At 67.8% G+C, this 22,771-nt stretch carries 24 protein-coding genes; 15 read left to right on the top strand and 9 right to left on the bottom strand.

Going from position 1 to position 22,771, the window contains the following annotated elements:
- Positions 1 to 17 precede the first annotated feature (17 nt).
- Positions 18 to 1,643, bottom strand: a complete 1,626-nt coding sequence (locus tag D3261_RS08020) for a BCCT family transporter (RefSeq protein ID WP_233553937.1) — start codon at positions 1,641 to 1,643, stop codon at positions 18 to 20.
- 300 nt (positions 1,644 to 1,943) lie between these two features.
- Here D3261_RS08020 and D3261_RS08015 point away from each other — a divergent pair, with 300 nt between their 5' ends.
- The 5 genes from D3261_RS08015 (at position 1,944) to D3261_RS07995 (ending at position 8,278) form a co-directional block, all read left to right on the top strand.
- Positions 1,944 to 3,119, top strand: coding sequence for a M24 family metallopeptidase (locus D3261_RS08015; RefSeq protein ID WP_120071217.1), 1,176 nt, complete (start codon positions 1,944 to 1,946; stop codon positions 3,117 to 3,119).
- A gap of 201 nt (positions 3,120 to 3,320) precedes the next feature.
- On the top strand, positions 3,321 to 4,478 hold the full coding sequence (locus tag D3261_RS08010) for a PLP-dependent aspartate aminotransferase family protein (protein ID WP_120071215.1): 1,158 nt from the start codon (positions 3,321 to 3,323) through the stop codon (positions 4,476 to 4,478).
- A 211-nt stretch (positions 4,479 to 4,689) separates the two neighbouring features.
- The gene (locus D3261_RS08005; RefSeq protein ID WP_199693959.1) at positions 4,690 to 5,721 is read left to right on the top strand and encodes a zinc-dependent alcohol dehydrogenase family protein; all 1,032 of its coding nucleotides are present in this window, start codon (positions 4,690 to 4,692) and stop codon (positions 5,719 to 5,721) included.
- A gap of 94 nt (positions 5,722 to 5,815) precedes the next feature.
- On the top strand, positions 5,816 to 6,598 hold the full coding sequence (locus D3261_RS08000; protein WP_233553936.1) for a sulfite exporter TauE/SafE family protein: 783 nt from the start codon (positions 5,816 to 5,818) through the stop codon (positions 6,596 to 6,598).
- Between the two features lie 411 nt (positions 6,599 to 7,009).
- Positions 7,010 to 8,278 carry an Nramp family divalent metal transporter gene (locus tag D3261_RS07995; RefSeq protein WP_120071209.1) on the top strand — a complete coding sequence of 423 codons (1,269 nt, stop codon included), beginning with the start codon at positions 7,010 to 7,012 and terminating at the stop codon, positions 8,276 to 8,278.
- A 51-nt stretch (positions 8,279 to 8,329) separates the two neighbouring features.
- Here D3261_RS07995 and D3261_RS07990 read toward each other — a convergent pair whose 3' ends face one another.
- Entirely contained in the window at positions 8,330 to 8,722 is a 393-nt protein-coding gene (locus D3261_RS07990; RefSeq protein ID WP_120071207.1) for an SWIM zinc finger family protein, read from the bottom strand.
- A gap of 178 nt (positions 8,723 to 8,900) precedes the next feature.
- Positions 8,901 to 9,377, bottom strand: coding sequence for a hypothetical protein (locus D3261_RS07985; RefSeq protein WP_147464937.1), 477 nt, complete (start codon positions 9,375 to 9,377; stop codon positions 8,901 to 8,903).
- Positions 9,378 to 9,429: 52 nt separating this feature from the next.
- Here D3261_RS07985 and D3261_RS07980 point away from each other — a divergent pair, with 52 nt between their 5' ends.
- Positions 9,430 to 9,657: a hypothetical protein gene (locus D3261_RS07980; RefSeq protein ID WP_120071203.1), complete on the top strand. Its 228-nt coding sequence runs from the start codon at positions 9,430 to 9,432 to the stop codon at positions 9,655 to 9,657.
- A gap of 43 nt (positions 9,658 to 9,700) precedes the next feature.
- Here D3261_RS07980 and hisF read toward each other — a convergent pair whose 3' ends face one another.
- On the bottom strand, positions 9,701 to 10,513 hold the full coding sequence (gene hisF, locus D3261_RS07975; protein ID WP_120071201.1) for an imidazole glycerol phosphate synthase subunit HisF: 813 nt from the start codon (positions 10,511 to 10,513) through the stop codon (positions 9,701 to 9,703).
- 83 nt (positions 10,514 to 10,596) lie between these two features.
- Here hisF and D3261_RS20330 point away from each other — a divergent pair, with 83 nt between their 5' ends.
- On the top strand, positions 10,597 to 10,770 hold the full coding sequence (locus D3261_RS20330) for a hypothetical protein (protein ID WP_199693952.1): 174 nt from the start codon (positions 10,597 to 10,599) through the stop codon (positions 10,768 to 10,770).
- Positions 10,771 to 10,787: 17 nt separating this feature from the next.
- Here D3261_RS20330 and tbsP read toward each other — a convergent pair whose 3' ends face one another.
- The 3 genes from tbsP to D3261_RS07960 all read right to left on the bottom strand — a co-directional run bounded on the left by tbsP (position 10,788) and on the right by D3261_RS07960 (position 14,501).
- Entirely contained in the window at positions 10,788 to 11,624 is an 837-nt protein-coding gene (tbsP, locus tag D3261_RS07970) for a transcriptional regulator TbsP (protein WP_120071200.1), read from the bottom strand.
- A gap of 303 nt (positions 11,625 to 11,927) precedes the next feature.
- Positions 11,928 to 14,003 (bottom strand): hypothetical protein, encoded by a 2,076-nt coding sequence (locus tag D3261_RS07965; protein ID WP_120071198.1) that lies wholly within the window; start codon positions 14,001 to 14,003, stop codon positions 11,928 to 11,930.
- Between the two features lie 132 nt (positions 14,004 to 14,135).
- Positions 14,136 to 14,501, bottom strand: coding sequence for a hypothetical protein (locus tag D3261_RS07960; RefSeq protein ID WP_120071196.1), 366 nt, complete (start codon positions 14,499 to 14,501; stop codon positions 14,136 to 14,138).
- A 115-nt stretch (positions 14,502 to 14,616) separates the two neighbouring features.
- Here D3261_RS07960 and D3261_RS07955 point away from each other — a divergent pair, with 115 nt between their 5' ends.
- Positions 14,617 to 15,351, top strand: a complete 735-nt coding sequence (locus tag D3261_RS07955; protein ID WP_120071277.1) for an alanyl-tRNA editing protein — start codon at positions 14,617 to 14,619, stop codon at positions 15,349 to 15,351.
- Positions 15,352 to 15,426: 75 nt separating this feature from the next.
- Positions 15,427 to 15,636, top strand: a complete 210-nt coding sequence (locus tag D3261_RS07950) for a hypothetical protein (RefSeq protein WP_120071194.1) — start codon at positions 15,427 to 15,429, stop codon at positions 15,634 to 15,636.
- A gap of 45 nt (positions 15,637 to 15,681) precedes the next feature.
- Here D3261_RS07950 and nikR read toward each other — a convergent pair whose 3' ends face one another.
- Positions 15,682 to 16,098 carry a nickel-responsive transcriptional regulator NikR gene (nikR, locus tag D3261_RS07945; RefSeq protein ID WP_120071192.1) on the bottom strand — a complete coding sequence of 139 codons (417 nt, stop codon included), beginning with the start codon at positions 16,096 to 16,098 and terminating at the stop codon, positions 15,682 to 15,684.
- 127 nt (positions 16,099 to 16,225) lie between these two features.
- On the opposite strand from nikR, the gene D3261_RS07940 reads away from it, so the two are divergent.
- From D3261_RS07940 to D3261_RS07920, 5 genes are all read left to right on the top strand, one after another.
- A complete protein-coding gene (locus D3261_RS07940) occupies positions 16,226 to 16,882 on the top strand; it encodes an energy-coupling factor ABC transporter permease (RefSeq protein ID WP_120071190.1) in 657 nt (218 codons plus the stop codon).
- On the top strand, positions 16,879 to 17,178 hold the full coding sequence (locus D3261_RS07935) for a PDGLE domain-containing protein (RefSeq protein WP_120071188.1): 300 nt from the start codon (positions 16,879 to 16,881) through the stop codon (positions 17,176 to 17,178). The genes D3261_RS07940 and D3261_RS07935 overlap by 4 nt, the downstream gene beginning before the upstream one ends.
- Positions 17,175 to 17,987, top strand: coding sequence for a cobalt ECF transporter T component CbiQ (cbiQ, locus tag D3261_RS07930; protein WP_120071186.1), 813 nt, complete (start codon positions 17,175 to 17,177; stop codon positions 17,985 to 17,987). Before D3261_RS07935 ends, cbiQ begins: the two co-directional genes overlap by 4 nt.
- A complete protein-coding gene (locus D3261_RS07925) occupies positions 17,975 to 18,775 on the top strand; it encodes an energy-coupling factor ABC transporter ATP-binding protein (RefSeq protein WP_120071184.1) in 801 nt (266 codons plus the stop codon). The genes cbiQ and D3261_RS07925 overlap by 13 nt, the downstream gene beginning before the upstream one ends.
- 204 nt (positions 18,776 to 18,979) lie before the next feature.
- Positions 18,980 to 20,383 (top strand): GntP family permease, encoded by a 1,404-nt coding sequence (locus tag D3261_RS07920; RefSeq protein WP_120071182.1) that lies wholly within the window; start codon positions 18,980 to 18,982, stop codon positions 20,381 to 20,383.
- A gap of 31 nt (positions 20,384 to 20,414) precedes the next feature.
- Here D3261_RS07920 and D3261_RS19700 read toward each other — a convergent pair whose 3' ends face one another.
- Positions 20,415 to 20,672: a hypothetical protein gene (locus D3261_RS19700; protein WP_147464936.1), complete on the bottom strand. Its 258-nt coding sequence runs from the start codon at positions 20,670 to 20,672 to the stop codon at positions 20,415 to 20,417.
- A 180-nt stretch (positions 20,673 to 20,852) separates the two neighbouring features.
- On the opposite strand from D3261_RS19700, the gene D3261_RS07915 reads away from it, so the two are divergent.
- On the top strand, positions 20,853 to 22,682 hold the full coding sequence (locus tag D3261_RS07915; protein WP_120071275.1) for a glycoside hydrolase family 15 protein: 1,830 nt from the start codon (positions 20,853 to 20,855) through the stop codon (positions 22,680 to 22,682).
- Positions 22,683 to 22,771: the final 89 nt, after the last annotated feature.

Here is a 22,771-nt window from a genome sequence, read left to right as displayed (position 1 = left end):
GACCGCGGGCGACGCGCTCAGTCGTCGTTCTCCGCAGCCCCCTGGTCGCCCGTCGTTCCGTCCGCGGACCGGTCGCGACCGAAGATGACCGTCTCCTCCTGGAAGAGGAGGTTGCCGTACTGCTCGCGGAACGACTTCGCGAGCCCGAGGACCGCGACGAGGCAGACGATGGCGAACGGGCCGCCCGTGATGATCGCGGCGGACTGGAGCGCGTCGACGCCGCCGATGACCATCAGCACCGACGCGACCGCACCCAACATCAGCCCCCAGAAGACCCGGATGACCGTCGAGGGGTGCTCCTCGCCGCCGGTGGTCATCATCGAGACGGCGAGCGTCGAGGAGTCCGCCGACGTGATGAAGAAGGTCGTGACGAGCACGAGAAAGCCCGCCAGCAGGAACATGCCACCTGGGAGCGCACCGTAGAGCACGTAGCCCGAGACCGACTCGCCGAGCCGGTTGATCGGCCCCAGGAGATTCGCGCCGCCCGAGTGCTGGAGCCAGACGCCGGTGCCGCCGAGCACGATGAACCACGGGGTGGTCGCGATCCCGGTCGCCCCGATCCCGGTGAACGCGACCTCGCGGACGGAGCGCCCGCGCGAGATCCGCGCGATGAACAGCCCCGCGAACGGCGACCACGCGAGCGGCCACGCCCAGTAGAAGACCGTCCAGGCGTTCGCCCACTCGCCGTTGCTCGCGGTGTCGATGAAGAGGCTCATCGCGACGAAGTCGGTGACGAACCCACCGAGCGCGTCGGTTCCGAGCTGGAGGACGAACCACGTCGGCCCGACGACGAGCGTGGCGACCAACAACACGGCGAACAGCCCCATGTTGAAGTTCGAGAGCCGGCGGATCCCCTTGTCGACGCCGAGCACCACCGAGAGAGTGAAGACGACGGTCATGCCGGTGATCACGAGGAACGTGCCGAGGTCGCCGAGCTGGATCCCCCACTGGAACCGGAGGCCGGTGAGGAACTGGCTCCCGATGAACCCGAGCGAGGTCGAGACGCCGCCGAGGGTGGCGAAGACGGCGACGATGTCGATGAGCTTCGCCCAGTAGCTGTCGGCGACGTTCTCCGCCCCGATGAACGGTGTCAAGACCGAGGAGACGCGCAACGGTGCGCCGTGGTTGTAGACGTAGTAGCCGATCCCGAGCCCCATCACCGTGAAACACGACCACTGGGTCAGCGCCCAGTGAAACATCGAATACTGGACCGCGATCGGCATCGCGGCGGCCGACGCGTCCGCCACGCCACCGTAGAGCGGCGGGACGGTCGCGTAGTGGAGCAGCGCCTCGGCGGGGCCCCAGAAGACGATGCCCGCGGCGAGCCCCGCCGAGTACATCATCGTGAAGTAGGAGACGAAACTGTACTCCGGCGGGTCGTCGCCGAACCGGAGGTTCCCCCACGGGCCGAGGATGAGGAAGAAGAGAAACGCGACGAAGAACAGCATCACGATGAGGAAGGCCCAGTTGAAGTGTGAGAGCACGAACCCGTTCGCGCCCGAGACGAGGTCGGCGGCGGTCTGGGGGGCGAGCGCGAAGAGGACGACGAACAGCAGGGTGAGCCCCGCGCCGAACGCGAAGACGACCGGCTCGACCTCGTCGACGAACGCCGCGACCGGCCCGGATCCGTCGGACCAGCTCATCGCGACCGTGCCTCCGTTCCCCACCCCGTTCGCCCGCGGCGCGGCGATTGGCCACCGACGGGACGGGGGCGGTGAGTGGAGAGAAGTGAGAGATGTGTCATCTGCTGACTACCACCGTACTGACCGAAGCGATCAGGTTAACTGTTGTGGACGTCGGCATTTCGGTCGGCGGGCCGTGTGTAACCGTCCCGGAGAGTCGGACACGACCGTGAACCGTCCGTCGGCAGCGCGTGTCGGAACGACGGAGTGAGCCGACACGAGATACTATGTACGTGCTCCTCGAAACGACCGGGAGACAGCATGCCAGGGGACGTCTTCGACGGTGCCGAGTACGACCGACGGATCGCGCGGACGAGGGAACGCCTGGCCGAGGCGGAGCTGGACGCGGTGTTCGTCACCGACCCGGCGAACATGAACTACCTCACCGGCTACGACGGCTGGTCGTTCTACGTCCACCAGGGCGTGGTCGTCGCGCAGGATCACGACCCGGTCTGGGTCGGCCGGCAGATGGACGCCATCGGGGCGCGCGCGACGACGACCCTCCCCGAGGAGGACATCCGCGCGTACAGCGACGACCACGTCCACTCGCCCCACGACCTCCACCCGATGGACGTCGTCGCCGACGTCCTCGATGATCTCGGGGTCGACGACGGTCGGATCGGCTTGGAGATGGACGCCTACTACTTCACGGCGAAGTCCTACACCCGGCTTCAGGAGCAACTCCCCGAGGCCGAGTTCACGGACGCCACGCTGCTGGTCAACTGGGTCCGGGTGACGAAATCCGAACAGGAGTTGGAGTACATGCGCCAGGCCGCCCGGATCTCCGAGAACGCGATGGAAGCGGGGCTCGACGCCATCGAGGAAGGCGTCCCGGAGTACGAGGCGGTCGAGGCCATCTACGGGGCACTGATCGACGGCACCGAGGACTACGGCGGGGACTATCCCTCGATCGTCCCGCTGCTGCCCTCCGGTGACTACACGGGTGCACCCCACCTGACCTGGACAGACGAGCCGTTTTCGGAGGGTGACCCCGTCGTCATCGAACTCTCGGGCTGTCGCCACCGCTACCACTCGCCCCTCGCCCGAACGACGTTCGTCGGCGACCCACCCGACGAGATCGCCGAGACCGCGACGATCGTCGTCGACGGGCTGGAGGCCGCGCTCGATACGGTCAAACCCGGCGTCACCTGCGAGACCGTCGAGGAGGCCTGGCGCGAGGAGGTCGCGAAGCACGGTATCGAGAAGGCCGACCGCATCGGGTACTCGGTCGGGCTCGGCTACCCACCGGACTGGGGCGAACACACCGCCAGCCTCCGACCGGGCGACGAGACGGTGCTGGAGGAGGACATGACTTTTCACACTATTCCGGCCCTCTGGTTCGACGAGTTCGGTGTCGAGCTCAGCGAGACGTTCCGGGTGACCGCGACGGGCGTCGAGACCCTCGCGGAGTTCCCCCGCCGGCTGTTCACCGCGTGAGAGGCCGGACTCGGGAACCGACTCGTCTCAGGGGTCGAGCTCGCGCCGAACACAACGATTTTGCCGGATGCCGAATACGTCGCCGTGTATGGCCTGTGAAACGACGAAACGACTGACGACGACGGTTCGGTTCGCGACCACTCGACGAGCGAGGGCGGGGATGGAGAACGAGCGAATCGAGCGGGAGACCGTGACGGGCGAATGACGGGCGACGACGACCGACTCGACACGGCCTCGATCCACGCGGGCGAGCGCGAGACGAACGACGCGCTGGTGACGCCGATCTACGCCAACGCGACCTACCGGTACGACTCGCCGAGCGAGCGCGGCGAGTACCGCTACTCGCGGATGGCGGCCCCGACGCGGGCCGACCTCGAAGCGGTAGTGGCGGACCTCGAAGGCGCGGCCCACGCACGGGTGTTCGCCAGCGGCATGGCGGCGATCGACGCGGTCTTCTCCCTGCTCTCGGCGGGCGACCACGTCGTCGCGGGCAACAGCCTCTACGCCGAGACCTACGACCTGCTCGCCGAGTTCTACCCGCGCTACGGGATCGAGGTGAGCTACGTCGACGTCACCGACCCCGAAGCGGTTCGCGAGGCGGTCAGGGAGGAGACGGCGCTCGTCTACGCCGAGAGCCCGACGAACCCGCTCCTCCGGGTTACGGACCTGGAGACGACGGCGGCGATCGCCCACGAGGTCGACGCCCTCCTCGCGGTCGACAACACGTTCGCGTCGCCCGCCCTCCAGCGCCCGGTCGAGCTCGGCGCGGACCTCGTCGTCGAGTCGCTCACGAAGTATCTGGGTGGCCACTCCGACGCCATCGCTGGCGCGGTGGCGACCGACGACGACGCGCTCGCCGAGCGGATCTGGCGGATCCAGTACACCCGCGGTGCGATCGTTGGCCCGTTCGAGGCGTTCCTGATTCGGCGGGGGATCAAGACCCTGGGCGCGCGGATGGACCGCCACTGCCACAACGCGGCGCTCCTCGCCGACCTGCTCGACGGCCACGACGCCGTCGAACGGGTCCACTATCCGGGGCTCGCCTCTCACCCCGGCCACGAGGTCGCCGCCGAACAGATGGCCGACTTCGGCGGGATGTTGTCGTTCGAGCTCGCGGGCGGCGTCGAGGACGCGGTCGCGTTCGTCGCGGCGCTCTCGACCATCACGATCGCCGAGAGCCTCGGCGGGGTCGAGAGCCTCATCGAGGTCCCCGCGGCGATGACCCACCAGGACCTCGCCCCCACCGAACTCGACGCGGCCGGGATCGACGCCGGCCTCGTCCGGCTCAGCGTCGGCATCGAACGGAGCGCGGACCTGGTGGCGGACGTCGAACGAGGGCTGGACGCCGTTGCGCAGTGATGTCGTCTCAACGATGCCGGTGGAGCGTTCGGTCACGACCATCGCGCCGTCGGATCGCCCGACCGGCCACGTGTGACGAAGGTGAACGGCCAGAGTCACTCCGTGGTTCGATGATGACGATCAGCGAAAGTCGGAAGTCGTTCGTGGCTGTGGTGGTCGCATGAACGACACCGATACCGACACCGATTCGGACGACGGGCGAGCGGAGCGGATGCGTGCGTCGGTGCTCACGGCGGTCGGCGAGGTCGAGGTTCAGGACCGCCCGCGCCCGACCGTCGCCAACGACGACGTACTGATCCGGGTGGGCGCGTGCGGCGTCTGCATGACCGACTACCACATGTACCACGGCTCGTTCGAGGCCCCGACACCGCTCGTGCTCGGCCACGAGACCGCGGGCGAGGTCGTCGAGGTGGGCGGGAACGTCACGACCGTCGCCGTCGGCGACCGTGTCACGCTCAATCCGACGGTCCCCTGCAACGCCTGTCCGGCGTGCAAGCGCGGCGAGACGAACCTCTGTGCGGACAACACCTCGATCGGTGGGGCCGGCAACACCATTCGGGACGGTTCGTTCGCCGAGTACGTCGCCGCCCCGGCGTCGGTCGTCGTCGACTGCGGCGACCTCCCGGTCCGAACGGCCGCGCTCGCCGAACCGCTCGCGTGCTGTGTCCACGCCGTCGACCGAGCGGACCTCACGACCGGCGACGCGGTGGCCGTCATCGGTGCGGGCCCGATCGGCCTCCTCATGGTCCAGAGCTTCCGGATCGCCGGTGCCGGGGAGATCATCGTCTCGGAGCTCGACGCCGGTCGTCGGGAACTCGCGCTCGAACTCGGGGCCGACCACGCGATCGACCCCGCCGACGGCGACGCGGTCGAGCAGGTCACGGCGGTCGACGGGCCGGTCGACGTCGCGGCGGAGGTCGTCGGGCAGACGGCGACGATCGAACAGGCCCGCGCGATGACCGGCAAGGGCGGGCGCACGCTGGTCGCCGGCGTTCCGCCACAGGACGCCACGATGGAGTTCTCGCCGTTCGACCTCTACTTCGACGAGGTCAGCATGGTCGGGACGTTCGCGCTGACCCAGGAATCCTTCGAGCGCGCGGTGACGCTCCTCCGGAACGACCGGATCGACGTCGACCCGCTCGTCACCGAGGAGATCGGGCTCGACGGGCTGGCGGGCGCGTTCGAGCGGATGGGCAACACCGAGGGACTCAAGAAACTCGTCGTTCCCGACGGGACGGCCTGAGCGGTGTCGAACGCCGAACGGCCGGCGGTCACGACGGGTCCACGTCACCGGATCCGGCCCTTCATCCGCGTCGAGACCGGTCCTCGAATCGACCGTGATTAGTTCGGTGGTGTGGCTCGGGCTCGGACTGACCGTCGGGCTCGTCCTCGTCGCGTTCGCCTCGGGTGTCGGCATCACGGCGATCGGACCCGGCGGGATCTTCCTCACGATCGCGCTCTACACGCTCACCGACATCGGTTCGGACGTCATCGCCGGCACCGTCCAGGTCGCGTTCATCGCCACCGGGGTGGTCGGAACCGCCGCCTACGTTCGCTCCGGCGAACTCTCCAGGGAGCGGCTCTCACTGACCGGGCTGCTCTGTGGCGGGAGCATCGGTGGGGCCGTGGTCGGCGCGTGGCTGAACGGCTCGGTCTCCCGCGACCTGTTCGGCGTGCTGCTCGGTCTGCTCACCGGGATCGCGGGGCTCGTCATCGTCTACCGGGAGCTCCGGGGACTGAGCGCGGTCTACTCGCTGGACCTTGAAACGACCGCCGGCCGGACGGGTTACGTCGTGGTCGGCGCGGTGCTCGGGGGATTCAGCGGCCTCCTCGGCGTCGGCGGCCCGGTGATCGCCGTTCCAGCGCTCGTGTTGCTCGGCGTGCCGATGTTGAGCGCCGTCGCGGTCGCCCAGGCCCAGGGCGTGTTCATCGCGACGTTCGCCGCGCTCGGCTACCTCGCCCAGGGAGCCATCTCGGGCCCGCTCGCCCTTCTGGTCGGTGTTCCGCTGCTCGCGGGTGTACTCGTCGGCTGGAAGGTCGCCCACTTCGTCGACCCCGCACGGTTGAAGGTGGCGCTCGGCGGCGTTCTGGTTCTCGTCGCACCCACGCTCGTGCTGTAGACTCGGCGAGATCCGCGCCGTCCCCGGGTGCCGCCAAAACATCCAAGTACCAGGACGAACTCGCATCGTGCGCGGAAACTGACCCATGACCCGGCTCCGAAACCACCTGACCGAACTGAACAGCAGCACGAAACATCGGATCGTTGACCACCTCCGCGAACGCTACCGGAGGCCCATGGTCGCCACACCGTATCGGCTCACGAAGACCGGCGTTCGTCCACGAAAGTAGCGCTCCGTTCGCCGAAACCGGTATACACCGTCCACATACCCGCTGAGTACCGTCGCTCGCAAACAGTGCGCTTATCAGTACCGTCCTACTTCGTCAGATATACGTTATCCATATCTCGTCGTCGACGGTCGCCAGCAGTATCGCTCGACCGAATATGACAGTGAAAAATTAATATACGTAGCATGAGTGAAAACACGGAGGCCGGGATCGACGGGGTTCCCGGCGGTGACTTCTTCGACAAATACGGTCTCGCGTTCGTGATGGTCGCGAGCTACTTCGGGTCCGGTTCGGTCTTCATCGCGAGCTCGGCCGGGGTCCAGTACGGCTACGCGTTGCTTTGGGCGGTCGTGGGGGCGGTGGTCCTCGGGTTCATCGCCCAGTACATCAGCGCGCGCCTCGGGATCTTCGGCAAACCGCTGATGACGTTCATCCACGAGCGGGTCGGCACGCCGGTAGCGACGGCGCTCGCGCTCGTGCTCTCGGTCGGCTGTATCGCGTGGGGGCTCGCGCTCACGGCCGCCGTCGGCGAGGGGATCTCCGTACTGCTCGGCGGGGCGATCCAGTGGCAGCCGATCGCGGTCGCCTGCGGGGTCCTCGCGATCGTCGTCGGCATTCTCGGCTACGACGCGGTCGAGAAGGTCATGATCACGATGATGTTCGGGCTGTTGATCGCCTACGTCGTCGTCGCGGTCGGGAGCGGTCCCTCCATCGGTGGCGTCGCCGGCGGGTTCGTGCCCGGGATCCCCGACATCGGCGCGCTCACGCTCGTCGCGAGCATCCTCGGGACGACCGCGCTCTGGCCCAACTTCTTCCTCGAATCGATCCTGGTTCGGGAGAAGGGGTGGACCGACGAGTCGGCGATCCCGACGATGCGACTGGACCTCGGTGTCGGCTACGCCATCGGCGGGGTCGTCACGATGGCGATCGTGATCGCGACGGCGGCGGTGCTCCGGCCGGCCGGGATCACGGAGATAGCGACGTTCATCACGCCCGGACGGGCGCTGGCCGACGTTCTCGGCGACTGGGCGCTGGTCCTCTTCCTCGTCGGGGCGATCGTCGCGGCGTTCAACAGCATCGTCCCCATCATGTGGACGCCCGCGTACATCATCCCGCAGGCCACCGGACGGGACGTGGACAGTGACGACCGGCTCTTCCGGATCGTCTACATCGTCGGTATCGGGGTCAGCGCGCTCTCGCCGCTTGTGGCGGCCTTCTTCGGGTTGAGTGTCGTGGACATGATCGTGTTGTTCCCGGCGCTCAACGGGGTGATCGGTCTCCCGATCACCGCGGTCTGTCTCGTCTGGGCGGCGAACAGCACGGGCCTGCTGGGCGAGCACACGAACGGGCCGGCGCTGAACGCCGTCGGTGCCGTGCTCGTGGTCCTCTCGGTCGTGCTCGGGGTCTCCTCGGCCCAGAGCGTGATCGGCGCGATCACCGGCGGCGGTCTGTAGCCGGACCCGGCCGTCGCCGTCGAATCGGTGGTGAAGACGCCGGAGACTGGTTTAGGCGTCGTCAGCGAACCGCTCGATGTCGCGCTGGAGACGCACGAGCTCGGCACGCTGCGCGGCGAGGTTCGCGATGTGGTCGTCGAGTTTCCCGATGGTTTCCTCGACCGTCGCGGCGAGCGAGTCGAGGTCGTGCTCGCCGGCTTCGATCCGGGCGCGACGGATGTGCTTGCAATCAGCCTCGCGGTACATGAAGTCCGGACAGGTACACGACGGGGTTCGGATGTCCACGAGGTACTCGGTGCCGTCCTCGCTGTAGACCTCGTAGATGTCTGGCCCGTGTTCGAGGACGACCAGCCGCTCGGAGAGCGCCCGCCGGTCGCGCCTGTCGATCGCGTGCTTGAACGGCCGCGTCGCGAGCGCGTCGTCGTACGATGTGGTCGTGCTCATTGGATCACACGAGGGGATCCGGCGGGATAAGCCGGCGGCAACGCCGGAGTGAAAGTGAACACCGTCCCGCTGAAAGTGGCGATATAGTGGCAAAGAGACTCTCTCAGAGAAATCTGGACCACATTCACGCCGCTTCCATGTGACGAACGGCATCGCTCGTGGGACGACCACCGCCGTCTTATCCGGCGTTGTAGCCATCCGTCGGGTTCGTCCGTGCCGTCCCCGTTCCCTCCAGCACTTCCACTTTCGGGACGGGGATGGCTCGCCCCCTTAGTACCGAGCCGCGTGTGTCGGGTATGAGACGAGACCTGATGCAGTGTTCCGACTGCGGCGAGTTCTGTATCACCGCGCTCGACGGCGGCGGGAACCGATACCGGATCGGTGCGAGCGGCTGTCCGAGCTGCGGCGAATCGAAGCTTCGCTCGGTCGAGGACACCCGAACGGGACCGCCGCCCGCATGAACGAACTCGTCTTCCTCGCCGGCGTCGCCGCCGGCCTCGGGCTCGGAGTGGTCGTCTACGCACGGCTCCGGCGGTTCCCCGGGACGATGTAGAACGACGCCGACCGCCCGCACCGCGACGGTCCCCGCGTCGGCGGCAGTGCCGATGAGGGCTTCGAACACGAACACCTCGACCCCGCCCCGATGCAAAGCCATCGTGTTTCGCGACGAAACGACTATATTCGATAGCGGTCGTGGTCCCCACACGATGGCGCGCTACGGCGACCTCGACTACGAACGGCTCACGAAAGGCGGTTTCGGCCTCGGCGTCGGGCTGTTCGCGCTCGGCGTCCTCGGGCTGGTCCTCCTCCAACCGCTCGTCGGTCCGTTCCCCGGCTGGGAGGAACAGCTACTGGTCGACAGCGAGGCGCTCGGGATCGTCGTCGCCTTCCTCTCGGTGCTGCTGTTCGGGATCGTGCTCCCGCTGACCGAGTGAGTCGGCATGACTCGATCCAGCGTTCGACGATGCGGATGGACCGCTAACGCCGGACCGGAACGTCGTGGTCGGCGAGGTACTCCTTGACCTCCCCGATGGAGTACTCGCCGAAGTGGAATATCGAGGCCGCGAGCGCGGCGTCCGCGCCCGCTTCGGTGAACACCTCGTCCATGTCGCCGGGGCCACCACAGCCCGATGAGGCGATCACCGGTGTCGAGACGGTCTCACAGACCGCTCGCGTGAGCGGAACGTCGTAGCCGTCCTTCGTGCCGTCGGCGTCGATCGAGTTGACGAACAGTTCGCCCGCCCCTCGGTCCTCGGCCTCGCGCGCCCACGTCACGACGTCGACACCGGTGCCCTCGCGCCCGCCCTTCACCGTACACTCGAACCAGCACGACTCGCCGTCCACGGTCGTGTAGTGGTCGCCCTCGCCGTCGAACCGTCGACGGGCGTCGACCGAGATCACGATACACTGGTTCCCGAAGGCCGCCGCCCCCTCCGTGATGAGTTCGGGTCTGTCGAGCGCCGCTGTGTTGATCGAGACCTTGTCCGCCCCCGCCCGAAGCGTCTCCTTGATGTCGTCCCGAGTCCGGATACCGCCGCCCACGGTCAGGGGGATGAACACCTCGTCGGCCACCCGTGACACGACGTCGAGCATCGTCGCGCGGCCGTCGGCCGAGGCGGTGATGTCGAGGAAGACGAACTCGTCCGCGCCGGCGGCGTTGTACTTCCGAGCCATCTCGACTGGGTCGCCGGAGTAGGTCAGGTCCTCGAAGTTCACGCCGGTGTAGACCGCTGGCTCGCCGTCCTCGTCGAGGTCGACGTCGATACAGGGAATGATGCGCTTTGTCAGCATTCGATACCGGATGGTCGGCGACCGGCGGTAAAAGCCCTGCCGTCACCGCGAAGCACTTACTCCCCCCACCCCTCGCCCCCGGCATGGACGACAACATGACGACGACCACCGGCGGCGGACTGGCCTCGAACGCGGCGGACGACCCCCGGGAGACCGCCCCGATGAGCCCGTTCTCGGCGCGGGCGGCGGGGATCGGGTTCGCGGTGCTGCTGGTCGGGCTGGTGGTCGTCTTCGGGATCCCGGTCGTACTCGGGTAGCCAGTCGAGAACGGACCTCAGGCGGCCGCACCGTTCGCCGAGAGGAGCCCCCCGGCGACCGACGCGAGTTCGTCGGCGTCGGCGTCGGCGAGGCGCTCGTCGCCGAGCAGGAGCCGGAGCCGTGGTCGACCGACGTCGATCGGGACCTTCGTGGTGTGGATCAGGTCCATCTCTTCGAGCCGGGTCTTGGTTCGCGAGAACGTCGCCTTGCTCGCCACGCCGGTGTCCTCGCCCCACTTCGAGATGTCGTAGAGCAGCTCCTCGTTCTTCGCCGCGACGAGCAGACTGATCGTGACCTCGTCGAGCCCGTCGTCGCCGCCGCGTGCGGTGTCGAGCGAGGCCAGCACCCCGTCGAAATCGGTCACCATCTCGGGGCCGAATGACTCCTCCATCGTCGCTCGCACACGTGAGAGCGGCGGGGTCCGGAGCGTGTAGGGGGCGGCGTCAGCCCACGCGTCCGCGTACTCCTCGCGGGCGGTCTCGCTGAACGTCTCGTCGTCGGTGGCGAGCCCGGCGACCCGTCCACCCGCGGTGACGACCGAGAACACCGTCCCCTCGGTGATCACCAGCGGGCTCATGCCGTCGCCATCGGCGATGCGGAGCGAGAGGGTTTCGTTCTCGATGAGGTCGGCGGCGGTGCTGGCCACGATGAAGTCGTCCATCACCGTCTTCAACGTGTCCTCGCGGGCGAACAGCCGGACCGTCGGCGGGTCGTCGAGGTCGTCGAGCACCGACACCAGGCGTTCGACCGACGTCGCCGACGCCGCGACCACGAACGACTCGCCGGCCGCGTCGGCGAGCGCGGCGCGGTAGATGTTCGCAACGTCCGTCTCTATCAGATTCTGGGAACTCATGCGACTGACCGCTAGGCGTTCGCGGTATTTAATTTCACTGGCCATCCCGGTCTGAAATGCCCGAATTTTCCGGAACCGTAACCCGAATCGTGCATAAATTTCGGACAAAAACCGCCCGTTCGCCCTCGGGGACCACGGGGGATCCTGTTCGAAAGGATCAACAACGCTTATGAATCCGTTGGTCGTCGCTCCGCCCGTTATGTCGGACGAACGAGGGTCGGTGTCGGGAGCCCGTTCCCAGTCCGGTGTCGAACCGACCACGGCGCTCGCGCGACGAGACCCCGCGGCGGCCAACAGCTGTACTTACTCGGGCCCGTAGTCGGCCGCCACGAACCGGCCGTCCCAGTGGAGGTCGCCGTCGACCTTCGCCGGGACCCCCTCGGCCGCCAGCACCCGTTCGAGCTCGGCGACCGTGCACTCGAACGTCCTGACCGTCCCCGACGAGAGGTGGTACTCGCTCTCGCCGTCGACGCAGGGGACGAAAAGGCTCCCCATCCCGCGCTCGGCCGTCGGGTAGGTCCGGTGTTCGACCCGGAGCCCGTCGTCCGCCCGCTCGGCCACGTAGAGGTTCGGCGTCCCGCTCTCGGCGTGAGCGATGGTGAATCCACCGTCCCCGACCACGAGGTACTGGCCGCCGACGATGATCTCGTCGCGGGCGATCTCGAGGGCGGCCCGCAGCGGGAAGCCGGCGTTGAGCAACCCCGCGAACGCCCGGCCCATCGCCACCGCGTTCCGGTTCAGGACGTCCGAGAGGGTGACGATGCCACCGATGGAACCCTTCCGGATCAGGCTCATCCCCTGCTCGTAGGACTGACAGGCGTTGAGCAGGAAGGCGTCGACCCCGACCGAGTCCAGCGTCGCGGCGTCGAGCGCCCCGTCGAGACACTCGAAACCGGTCCCGTCGATGTGGCCGATGTAGTGGAGGAGGTCGGTTCGCTCCGCGAGGGCCTCGCGGAGTTCGTCGACGGTGAGGTCGTGCTCGACGGCGACGTCGAACGGGAGGTCGCGGTCGCCGTAGATCGTATCGACTAGCCCCTGCTCCTCGCCCATCTCGGCATCGTTGCAGACCACTCGCACGGTGCTGTCGCCCTCGGTCGGCGTTCGGTCGAGGCGGTTCCGATGCGCTTCGGTCGTGGCCTTGCTCGCCCCCAGCGGCGTGCCGTCGCCGACCCACGCCTGTTCGAGCGAGTCCGCCGCCGCGAGCCGGACGAACTGCGGAGGGTCGGTAGAGCTGGCGGCGACGCCTCGGCTCGTCTCGGAACGGCTCCCTCGAAGGAACTCGTCGAGCGTGGCGGCCCAGACGTTCGAGACCGCGACCTCGTGGGTGTGCGGCGACCGAACGACGGCGAGGTCGTCGACGAGGAAGGGGAGCATCTCGACGCTGTCGGGGGTTGGCTCGACGTGGGCGGTGAGCTTCCACTGGGGAAGGTGTGGCTCGATGGTTTCGTAGGGGATGTCGAGAGCGGCTTCGAGCCGGGCCGCCAGCGGACGGTCGTAGAGCGCCCCGAAATCGAGTCCCAGCGTCGACTCCAGCGCCGACCGCTCGTGGAGGTCGACCGGCGACCGGCCCTCGGACCGGCAGAGACAGTCGAGGAAGAAGGCGCGCTTGAGGGTGCGTTCGACGGTGGTCTCGAAGCCGGCGGGACCGTCCAAGGAGTATTCGAACCCCGTCTCGGTCCGAACATGTGGAGTCTCGCCCGGGACTACCCGCGCACCGAGGTAGTACGCCAGCGGCGCGACCACGAACACCGACCGGCAGTCCGCCGGAACCTCGATCGTCACGCCGGTTTCGGGCGGTTCGAGCCCCGCGAGGTCGAGTTCCTCGCCGAGTTCGACCGTGGGCGGGTGGCCCCGAAGCGTGGGATAGGAGCGCTCGGGGCTGGTAGCCTTGAGCGCCGAGCCGAACGTCGAAATCGCTTGCATCATGTGCGCCGGCTCCGACGTCGTCGTTACCGTCGCCGCCGGTTGGTCGTGGTGTGAGCGCGCGCCCACCAATACGTCGACTTCCTCGCCGAACTCGACCGACATCCGTTCGGCGTTGGCGGTCAGGTCCACCGAGCTCTCGACCACGAAGTAGAGTTTTATCGGGGCGCTCAGTTCGATGCTGTAGGTTCCCTCAGGCAGGTGTTCGTCCGCGAAGTGTTCGGCGTGGGCGACCACGTCGTTTCCGTCACGGACGGTGGCGAGTACGATGTTCGGCAGCGAGAACGAACTGGTGCGGACCGAGACGGCGGCCTCGACCGGGCGTTCGAACGACTCCGTTTCGGCGACTTCGGGTGTGACCGACTCCGGTGTCGAGAGCACGTATCGGTGTCGCTCCACCGGGTCCACCACCGCGAGTCCGCCTTCGGCGTCGGGTTCGAAGAACACGGTTCCCATCTCTCACCAGCGCATCGTCGTCTCGTCCGTCGTCGGTCCCGCCGTTGTCACTGGCGTCGAGATACGCCGCACCGTTAAAAATTCACGGGTTTCGGTGGCGAGGACGGCCCGAGCCACGACCGTCGCGGGCGTTCAGAGTACGGTGCCGAGCACGACGCCGGTGAGCAGCGAGAGCAACAGCACGCCGCCGGCGGTCGTGAGCGGGATCCGCTCGACTGGCGACCGACCGGGTCCCATCCGGTCGCCGGTTCGTTCGCTCGACGCCAGCACCACGACGCCGGCGGTGGCGAACCCGAGGCCGATGACCAGTCCCCAGAGGAACGTCAGCCCCGAGCCGCCGGCGACGACCATGGCGACCGCACGGCTCAGCACGAATCCCGTGCCGGCGATCACCGGTGCGCTGCCGACGACGCTGGCTCGATCGACCGAATCAGTGCGTCCGAGGGCCCCGACAACGGGGACCCGCGACGACCCCGTACCCGGGTAACGACGCGACATACTCCCGTGTGGAAAGATGGGTATATAAAACCCCGTCAGACGGCCGTCAGACCCCTGGCCACGAGCACCCCGTTCGAGAGCGAACACCCATACTTATCCGGTGCGGATCGGGGTCATGACCGAGGAGCTCTACCTCCCGGCCGGGGAGTACCAGCGCACGTTCGACGCCGAGGTCGTCGCCGCCGACGACGCGGGCCCGAGCGTCGTGCTCGACCGGACGCTGTTCTACAAGGAGGGCGGCGGCCAGCCGCCCGACCACGGGACGCTCTCGTGGGACGGCGGCGAGGCACACGTCGTCGACGTCCGCAAGGACCACGGCGAGATCCGACACGAACTTGACGGGGACGTCCCCGAAGCGGGAACCGCGGTCCACGGCGAACTCGACTGGGACCGTCGCCACGCCCACATGCGATACCACACCGCCCAGCACGTCGTCTCGAAGGTCGTCCTCGACGACTACGACGCGAGCACGGCGGGCAATCAGGTCTACCCCGACCACGCCCGGATCGACTTCGAACCGGCGGACTTCGACGAGTCCGACCTCCGGGCGATCGAGAAGCGCGCGAACGACCTCATCGCGCGCGACTTACCCGTCCGAAAGGAGAACCGGTCGCGGGCGGCGCTCGAAGACGAGACGCCCGAGGGCCGGACCAACCTCGACCTGATCCCCGAGAGCGTCGACCCGCTCCGGGCGGTCTCGATCGGCGACATCGACGTCTGTCCCTGCGGCGGCACCCACGTCGACTCGCTGGCCGAACTCGGCGAGATCGAGATCATCAACCGGACCTCGAAGGGCGCGAACGTCGATCGGATCGAGTTCGTCCTCCACGACCCCGCGACGGACGACTGACCGACGGCGCGTCGCGGACGACCGACGGGCCAGGGACCAGTATCTTAAAGGCCGTGACACCGATAGAGGACTTCAATGCAACCTTTCGACAGCGAGAAAACCGAACTCGTGGACACCGTGGAGACGCTCGAAACCCTCGAACCGGGGAAGTTCAAGGCCTACGACGCCGGTGGGGAGTACACAATCGACCTCACTGACGACCACTACTTCCTCAGACCCGGGTCGCGGACACCCGTCGGAAAACGGAGCGGGATCAAGATCTATCGCATCATCGACGACGAGTAGTCGTTCGAGGCCGTCCGGAGACGGCATATTCTCACTACCCCGTCGCTATCGGTCCGCCTCGACGACGGTGAGTTTGACCTGGTGGACGCCCTTCAGCGGGCGGATCCGGGACAGCAACGCCTCGATCCGGTCCCCGGTTCCGTCGACCGCGATCGACTCCAGACAGAGGTGGTCGCTGAGGTGGACGTGGTGGACCGCGATGATCGTCTCGGTGAAGTCGTGCTGGAGTTCGGTCATCGCGTCGCTCACACCGCTGTGGTCGTGTTCGTAGAGCACGACCACCGTCCCACTGAGCGCTCCGGAGAGGTCGGTCTGCTGGTTGAACTCGGTGACGAACGCGCGGAGGGCGTCCCTCGTCGCCTCGGACCGGCTGTCGTACTCGCCGACGTCCACGACGGTGTCGAACTCGTCGAGGAGGCTCGGCGGGAGCGTGACGCTCATCCGCTCGATCTCCTCGCTCACGACCCGACGCCTCCCGAGCAGCCGGTCGGTCGCTGGGTGCTGCGATGTCGAAATGATGTCACACCATCCAGTATTACGATGGCGACCAAAAGTATTATCGCCGTGCTGCGGGTGGGTGCGGGTACGAATGCACATTCCGGATGGGTTTCTCGACCCCTGGGTGGCGGGCCTCCTCTGGCTCGGAACGGGGATGGCGGTCGGTGTCGCGGTCGTCCGTGCTCGCGGCGAGCTCGGTGACGAGCGGACCCCGTTGCTCGGCGTCGTGGCGGCCGGTATCTTCGCCGCCCAGATGCTGAACTGGCCGATCCCCGGCGGAACCAGCGCCCACTTCGTCGGCGGTGCGTTCGCCGGCATCCTCCTCGGGCCGTACCTCGGGGTCCTCGCCATGACGGCCGTCGTCACGATCCAGGCGCTCGTCTTCGGCGACGGCGGCATCATCGCGCTCGGCGCGAACCTCTTCACGATGGCCGTAGTCGACGTACTCGTTGGCTACGTGCTCTTCCGGCTCCTGCGAGGGGTGCACGAGAACGGCGCGGCGTTCGTGGCCGGCTGGGCGGCGATCACGGTCTCGGCGCTCGTGGTCGGGGTCGCCGTCGGTGCCTCGTCGGCGTTCGCCTACGAACTCGGTGTGACCGTTCCCGTCATGGTCGTCGGCCACGCGTTGCTGGGACTCGTCGAGGGGGCGATCACGGCCGCCGTCTACGGCTCCGTCGTGAACGCCCGACCGGACCTCGTCCTCGGACGGTTCGCGGACGAACCGGTCTCGCCGGAGGTGGACCTGTGAGCGCCGTCCGAACGAACCCGTGGGTTCGCCGGGCGTGTCTTGGTATCCTCGTTCTCGTCCTTTTGGCACCGGTCTTCGGGTGGGCATCGGGGGCCGTCGGCTACGCCGAGCCGCTCGAGAACGCCGCCGAGGCGACGGGTGCTGGCGATGCCGCCGTCACGCTCCACGCCGGGTTCCTCCCTGACTACGCGGTCCCGGGTCTCGGCGCGCCGCTCGGTACGCTGGTCTCGGCGCTCGTCGGGACGGCGCTGACTCTCGGCGTCGCCGTCGGGATCGGTCGGCTCCTCGAACGGTGACCGGGGTCGTCGCGGCGTCCGTCGAAACGATCACGACCGCGCTCCGAGCCGTCTTCGCCGCCGAACGGGTCGCGGCCGACGACGGTTTCTTACAGCGCCGCGACCCCCGTGTCTCGCTTCTCTCGATGACGGGGCTCGCGCTGGCCACGATGCTCACGCGAACGCTCGCGGTCGTGGTCGCGCTCGGGCTCGTGACGGTCGCGCTCGCGCGGCTGTCCGCCGTCCCGCTGCGTCGGCTCCTCGCGCGCTCGGCGGTCGTCCCGCTCGTCTCCGCGCTCGTCGTCCTCCCGCAGATCGTACTGCTTCCAGGCGACCCACTCGTGGAGGTGGTCGGCGTGACCGTCACCGAGGCAGGCGTCGCGTACGTCGTCCTGTTCACGCTGCGTGTCGGCGTCGGCGTCGCCCTCCTGTCGTTGGTCGTGATGACGACCCCGTTCTCGGCCGTGGTCGCGGCGATGCGGGAACTTCGGGTCCCGGTCGCGCTCGTCTGGACCATCGCCGTCACCTATCGGTACCTCTTTCTGTTCTTCGACGAACTACAACGGCTGATACTGGCGCGGAACAGCCGGACGACCGGCGACTCGGGCCTCCGTGATGGCTGGCGCGACGCACGCGGGATCGCGAGCACGTTCCTGCTGCGAACCCTCGACCGTGGCGAACGCGTCGGCCGCGGGATGCGGGCCCGCGGCGGTGCTCGCCCCCCATCTCCCTACGGCCGGTCGCGAACCCTCGACCGCGCCGACTACGCGCTGGTCGCGCTGGCCGTCGTCGCCGTCGTCGGGTCGGGGGTGATACGGTGGGGCCCGTGATCGAGGCGCGGGAGCTGACACACGAGTATCCGGACGGAACGACGGCGATCCGGGACGTGACGCTCGCCATCGAGGCGGGCGAACGGGTCGCGGTCGTCGGCGCGAACGGGTCGGGCAAGAGCACGCTCCAGCTTCTCCTCGGCGGACTCGTCGAGCCGTCCGTCGGGACGGTGGAGTACTTCGGTGAGACGACCGACCCCGAAGCAGTCAGGGACCGACTCGGCGTGCTACTCCAGGACCCGAACGACTACCTCTTCAACACCACCGTTCGCGAGGACCTCGAATACGGCCCGGCACAGCTCGGGATGCCACTGGAGACGGCGGACCGGCGAGTGGCGGCGCTCGCTGACGAGCTCGGACTTCGTGGGCTGCTGGACCGACCGCCGTTTCGGCTTTCGGGCGGCGAGAAGCAGCGGGCGGCGTTCGCGAGCGTGCTCGCGTTCGACCCCGACGCCCTCCTGCTCGACGAACCGTTCGGTGCCGTCGATGCCCACTACGGGGAGCGAATCCGACAGCTGGTGACCGACCACGAGGGGACCGTGGTGCTGTTCACGCCGTCGCTCGACGCCGTCCCCGAAGTCGCCGAGCGCGTGATCGTCATCGGACGGGACGGCACCGTCGTCGCGGACGGCTCCGTTCGGGACGTTCTGACGGACGGGTCGCTGTTGGCCGAGAACGGGCTCCGGCCGCCGGCGACGGTACGGCTCTTCGAGGGGATCCTCGACACGGTCGAACTCCCTCTGACCGTCGCAGCAGCGCGACGGTATCTCCTCCACGAGGAGGGGTAGCGGCCCCTTCGGGGTCCGACGGCTGACCCGTTTGCACACGCTCGCCCGCCGTCCTCAACGAAGGGGCCGCGACGGAGGCTCGATCGACCCTTCACGGCGGCTCGGCGGATCGGATTTTTCATTTTACATGAATAGCGCATGATTTTTCCGCCGTCCCGAGCGTCGATCACAGATTTAAATAGGGGTTGTGTAGAACCGTCGTTGATGGATATTAACGAGGTAGGATCCGGGCTACTCCAAACGGGTATCGTTCCAGCGCCGCTCCTGGCGCTGCTCGTCGGCACGATCATCGTCATCCTCCTGTTGGCGTGGCTTGACGTCCCGGCGTTTCTCGGGCTGATAATCGCCGCGTTCGCCGTCGGACTGGTCGCGCCACAGGTCGCGCTCGGGAACGTCCCGACGCGGATCGCGGAGGCGTTCGGTGAGAACATGGTCGGTATCGGGATCCCGATCCTGATGGCGGCGATCATCGGGAAGTCGATGACCGAAAGCGGGGCCGCCCAGCGGATCGTCCGTGGGTTCGAGTCGCTTACCGGACGGGACCGGGCCGAGTACTCGCTGTTCGGCAGCAGTTTCGTGATCGCGATCCCGGTCTTCTTCGACAACGTCCTCTACCTCCTGACGCCGCTCGCGCGTACCGCGGCGGCGCGAATGGAGGACAACTACACGCTCTATCTCATCGCCGTCGCCGGTGCAGGGGTCGTCACCCACGGGTTCGTGCCGCCGACGCCCGGCCCGCTCGCGGCCGCGGACCAGCTCAGCGCGAACCTCGGGACGACCATCGTGGTCGGGCTGTTGGTCGGGCTCCCGACCGCCGCGTTCGTCAGCATCGGCTTCGGGAAGTGGATCAACAGCCGGATGGACATCCCGCTCCGGGACTCGATGGGGATGACGACCGACGAGCTCGAGACGATGAGCTCGAAGTCGACCGACCGGCTGCCGGGGATCGTCGAGTCCCTCCTGCCGATCGTCATCGCCGTCGGCTTCATCGGGGCGAACACCACCGCGAGCAACATCTTCGGCGTCGGTGGCCAGCTCGGCGCGGTCATGAGCTTCATCGGCGACGTGAACCTCTCGCTGACGCTCGCGGCGGTCGTGGCGGCGATCACCTACTTCCGCGAGAGCTCCCTCGACCGGACCGACTGGGGCGAGGAGCTCACGCAGGCGCTCCAGAGCGGTGGGAACATCGCGGCGATCACCGCCGCGGGTGGCGCGTTCGGCGCGATGCTCGCCGCCGCGGGCATCGGTGAGTACATCGCGGGCATCCTCAGCGGGTTCGGGCTCGGTATCCTCGTCACCGCGTGGGTGATCGCGACCGCGGTCCGCATCGTGCAGGGGTCGGCCACCGTCGCGATCCTCACGACCGCCGGGATCGTCGCCCCGCTCGCCGGCGGGTTCGAGCCGAACGCCGCCTACCTCGTGATGGCGATCGGCGCGGGCGCGACGACCTTCTCGTGGTACAACGACAGCGGCTTCTGGATCATCAAGGAGCTCGGCGGGCTCACGCAGGTCGAGACCCTCAAGACGTGGAGCGTCGCGACGACGCTCGTCTCGGTGTTCGGCTTCGCCTTCACCGTGCTGTTCTCGACGGTCCTCCCGCTGAGCTGAGCCGTCGACGCACCGTTTTTGGAAGGACCGTTTACGAACGTCGAGCGGCGAGCCACGCGCTCGTCGCCCACGCGCCCGCGACGAGTGCATCGAGCGCCGCGAGCCGACGGTAGTTCTCGCTGTAGCCGGCGAAAAGCAGCATACTGAGCGCGTGGAGTACGTCGACACCTACACTGGCGTTCTCCCACGCTTCGGAGCGCGTTCGGCCCACCGTGAGCGCCTGGAGAACGTGTCCCGCACCCAGGATACGGCCGATGGCTCTGGCCCGTGACGACCGATCGGCTGTCAAGACCTCCGACCGTGGTGGAGTTATCCGACCGGCTTGCGAATACACATCGGCTAAGACCCCGGGGAAACGGGGATAGAAGCATATACCCGTCGCACGGTCGATGGACCGATCGATGAGACCGACCGCCGTTCCGGCTGCCGCATCGTCCGCCGAACAGTGGCTGCCGACACCGCGGAAGCGATGAGCCAGTACAAACCGCTCGCCGACTACGGGCTGATCGGCAACCTCGAAACCTGTGCGCTGGTCGGTCGTGACGGCGCGATCGACTGGTGCTGCCTCCCGCGGCTCAACTCCTCGTCGGTCTTCGCGGCGGTCCTCGACGCCGACCGGGGCGGCCGGTTCGTCGTCCAACCGGCGGGCGAGTTCGAGGCCGAACAGCAGTACATGGAGCGCACCAACGTGCTCCAGACCACCTTCCACACCGACACCGGGACCGCGACGGTGACGGACTTCATGCCGCTCTCGGCGGGCAACGACGGCAACCAGCCGAAGGTTCGAGGGCTCTACCGCGAGGTGGCCTGCACCGACGGGAGCGTGGACCTCGAAGTCGCGTTCGAGCCGCGATTCGACTACGCCCGCTCCGAGACTGAGGTCGAGTCGATCGACGACGGCGTGGTGGCGACCGGCGAGGCCCGCCGGATCGCGCTGTCGAGCCCGGTCGACCTCGACGCCGACGGCGACTCCGCCTCCGCGTCGTACGCGCTCGACGCCCACGATTCGGGCTGGTTCGTGCTCGAATACGGGACCCGGGCTCCCCGGGAGCCCGAGGCGTGCGAACGGCTGCTCGACGACACCGTGGAGTTCTGGCGCGGTTGGACCCACGCCTGTGACGGCGAGGACTGCCCGTTCGCGGGCTACAACCACGACGCCGTGGTGCGTTCGGAGCTCGCGCTCAAGCTCCTCACCTACCAGGGAACCAGCGGGATCACCGCCGCACCCACGACGTCGCTCCCCGAGGTGGTCGGCGGGGTCCGCAACTGGGACTACCGGTACAACTGGATCCGCGACGGTGCGTTCACGGTGCGAGCCTTCGCCAACCTCGGCGACATCCAAGAGGCCGTCGACTACCTCGACGACTTCCTCCGACTGAGCCGCGAGGTCGACCCGAGCGAGATGCAACCCCTCTACGGCCTCCAGCACGACTCGACCTACGAGGAGACCGAACTCGACCACCTCGAAGGCTATCGGGAGTCCTCACCCGTGCGGATCGGCAACGGCGCGGCCGACCAGCTCCAGCTCGGGATGTATGGCGAGCTCGTGCTCGCGATCCACCAGCTCTCGTGGTCGGACCGGGAGATCGCGGGCGACGACTGGACCGCGATCCGGGAGATCGTCGAGTTCGTTCGCGAGGCGTGGGAGCGCCCCGACGCGGGCATCTGGGAGATGCGGAGCGGGCCGAAACAGTTCGTCCACTCGAAGGCGATGTGTTGGGTCGCGATCGACCGCGCGATCGAGATGGCCGAGGAACACGGCTTCGACGCGCCGCTCGACGACTGGCGAGCCGACAGGGAGGCGATCAAGGAGAGCGTCATCGAACGTGGTTTCGACGAGGAGCGCAACACGTTCACCCAGGCGTTCGACGACGGCCAGCTCGACGGCTCCCTCCTCCTGCTGCCGCTGTCGGGCTTCCTCGACTTCGACGACCCACGGATCCAGGGCACCGTCGAGTCGATCCGCGAGGAACTCACCACCGACGAGGGGCTGGTCTATCGTTACGAGGACGACGACCTCCCCGGCCAAGAGGGAACCTTCGTGCTGTGTTCGTTCTGGCTCGTGGACTGCCTCGCGCTGCTGGGCGAGGTCGACCGCGCGCGGGAGATCTACGACACCCTCTGTGGCTACACCAGCCCGCTCGGGCTCGTCTCCGAGGAGATCGACCCGGACTCGGGCGAACTGCTGGGGAACTACCCACAGGCGTTCAGTCACATCGGGCTCGTCAACAGCGCGCTCTACCTCCACGAGGCCGAAACCGGCGGGGCCGTCGAGCCGTTCCAGACGCAGTCGGGGTGACCCACGAGCGGAGACGAGGCGGAGATTCGTCCCCGCGATCCGGCTCGGGTCGGCCGGTTACCGGAAACGAAGTCGGGACTCCGCTGGGT

It is taken from the genome of Halococcus sp. IIIV-5B (assembly GCF_003602035.1).
Lineage (GTDB): Archaea > Halobacteriota > Halobacteria > Halobacteriales > Halococcaceae > Halococcus > Halococcus salsus.
This window is presented reverse-complemented; position numbering and strand designations above follow the sequence as displayed.

Coding starts and splice junctions, on each gene's coding strand:
- D3261_RS07980 (WP_120071203.1), top strand. CDS start 9,430: ATGGCGCGCTACGGCGACCTCGACTACGAACGGCTCACGAAAGGCGGT.
- D3261_RS07960 (WP_120071196.1), bottom strand. CDS start 14,501: ATGTCGCGTCGTTACCCGGGTACGGGGTCGTCGCGGGTCCCCGTTGTC.
- D3261_RS07965 (WP_120071198.1), bottom strand. CDS start 14,003: ATGGGAACCGTGTTCTTCGAACCCGACGCCGAAGGCGGACTCGCGGTG.
- D3261_RS20330 (WP_199693952.1), top strand. CDS start 10,597: ATGGACGACAACATGACGACGACCACCGGCGGCGGACTGGCCTCGAAC.
- D3261_RS08015 (WP_120071217.1), top strand. CDS start 1,944: ATGCCAGGGGACGTCTTCGACGGTGCCGAGTACGACCGACGGATCGCG.
- hisF (WP_120071201.1), bottom strand. CDS start 10,513: ATGCTGACAAAGCGCATCATTCCCTGTATCGACGTCGACCTCGACGAG.
- D3261_RS08005 (WP_199693959.1), top strand. CDS start 4,690: ATGCGTGCGTCGGTGCTCACGGCGGTCGGCGAGGTCGAGGTTCAGGAC.
- D3261_RS07915 (WP_120071275.1), top strand. CDS start 20,853: ATGAGCCAGTACAAACCGCTCGCCGACTACGGGCTGATCGGCAACCTC.
- D3261_RS07950 (WP_120071194.1), top strand. CDS start 15,427: ATGCAACCTTTCGACAGCGAGAAAACCGAACTCGTGGACACCGTGGAG.
- D3261_RS07920 (WP_120071182.1), top strand. CDS start 18,980: ATGGATATTAACGAGGTAGGATCCGGGCTACTCCAAACGGGTATCGTT.
- D3261_RS07995 (WP_120071209.1), top strand. CDS start 7,010: ATGAGTGAAAACACGGAGGCCGGGATCGACGGGGTTCCCGGCGGTGAC.
- tbsP (WP_120071200.1), bottom strand. CDS start 11,624: ATGAGTTCCCAGAATCTGATAGAGACGGACGTTGCGAACATCTACCGC.
- D3261_RS07940 (WP_120071190.1), top strand. CDS start 16,226: ATGCACATTCCGGATGGGTTTCTCGACCCCTGGGTGGCGGGCCTCCTC.
- D3261_RS07985 (WP_147464937.1), bottom strand. CDS start 9,377: ATGGCTTTGCATCGGGGCGGGGTCGAGGTGTTCGTGTTCGAAGCCCTC.
- D3261_RS07990 (WP_120071207.1), bottom strand. CDS start 8,722: ATGAGCACGACCACATCGTACGACGACGCGCTCGCGACGCGGCCGTTC.
- D3261_RS07955 (WP_120071277.1), top strand. CDS start 14,617: ATGACCGAGGAGCTCTACCTCCCGGCCGGGGAGTACCAGCGCACGTTC.
- D3261_RS08020 (WP_233553937.1), bottom strand. CDS start 1,643: ATGAGCTGGTCCGACGGATCCGGGCCGGTCGCGGCGTTCGTCGACGAG.
- D3261_RS08010 (WP_120071215.1), top strand. CDS start 3,321: ATGACGGGCGACGACGACCGACTCGACACGGCCTCGATCCACGCGGGC.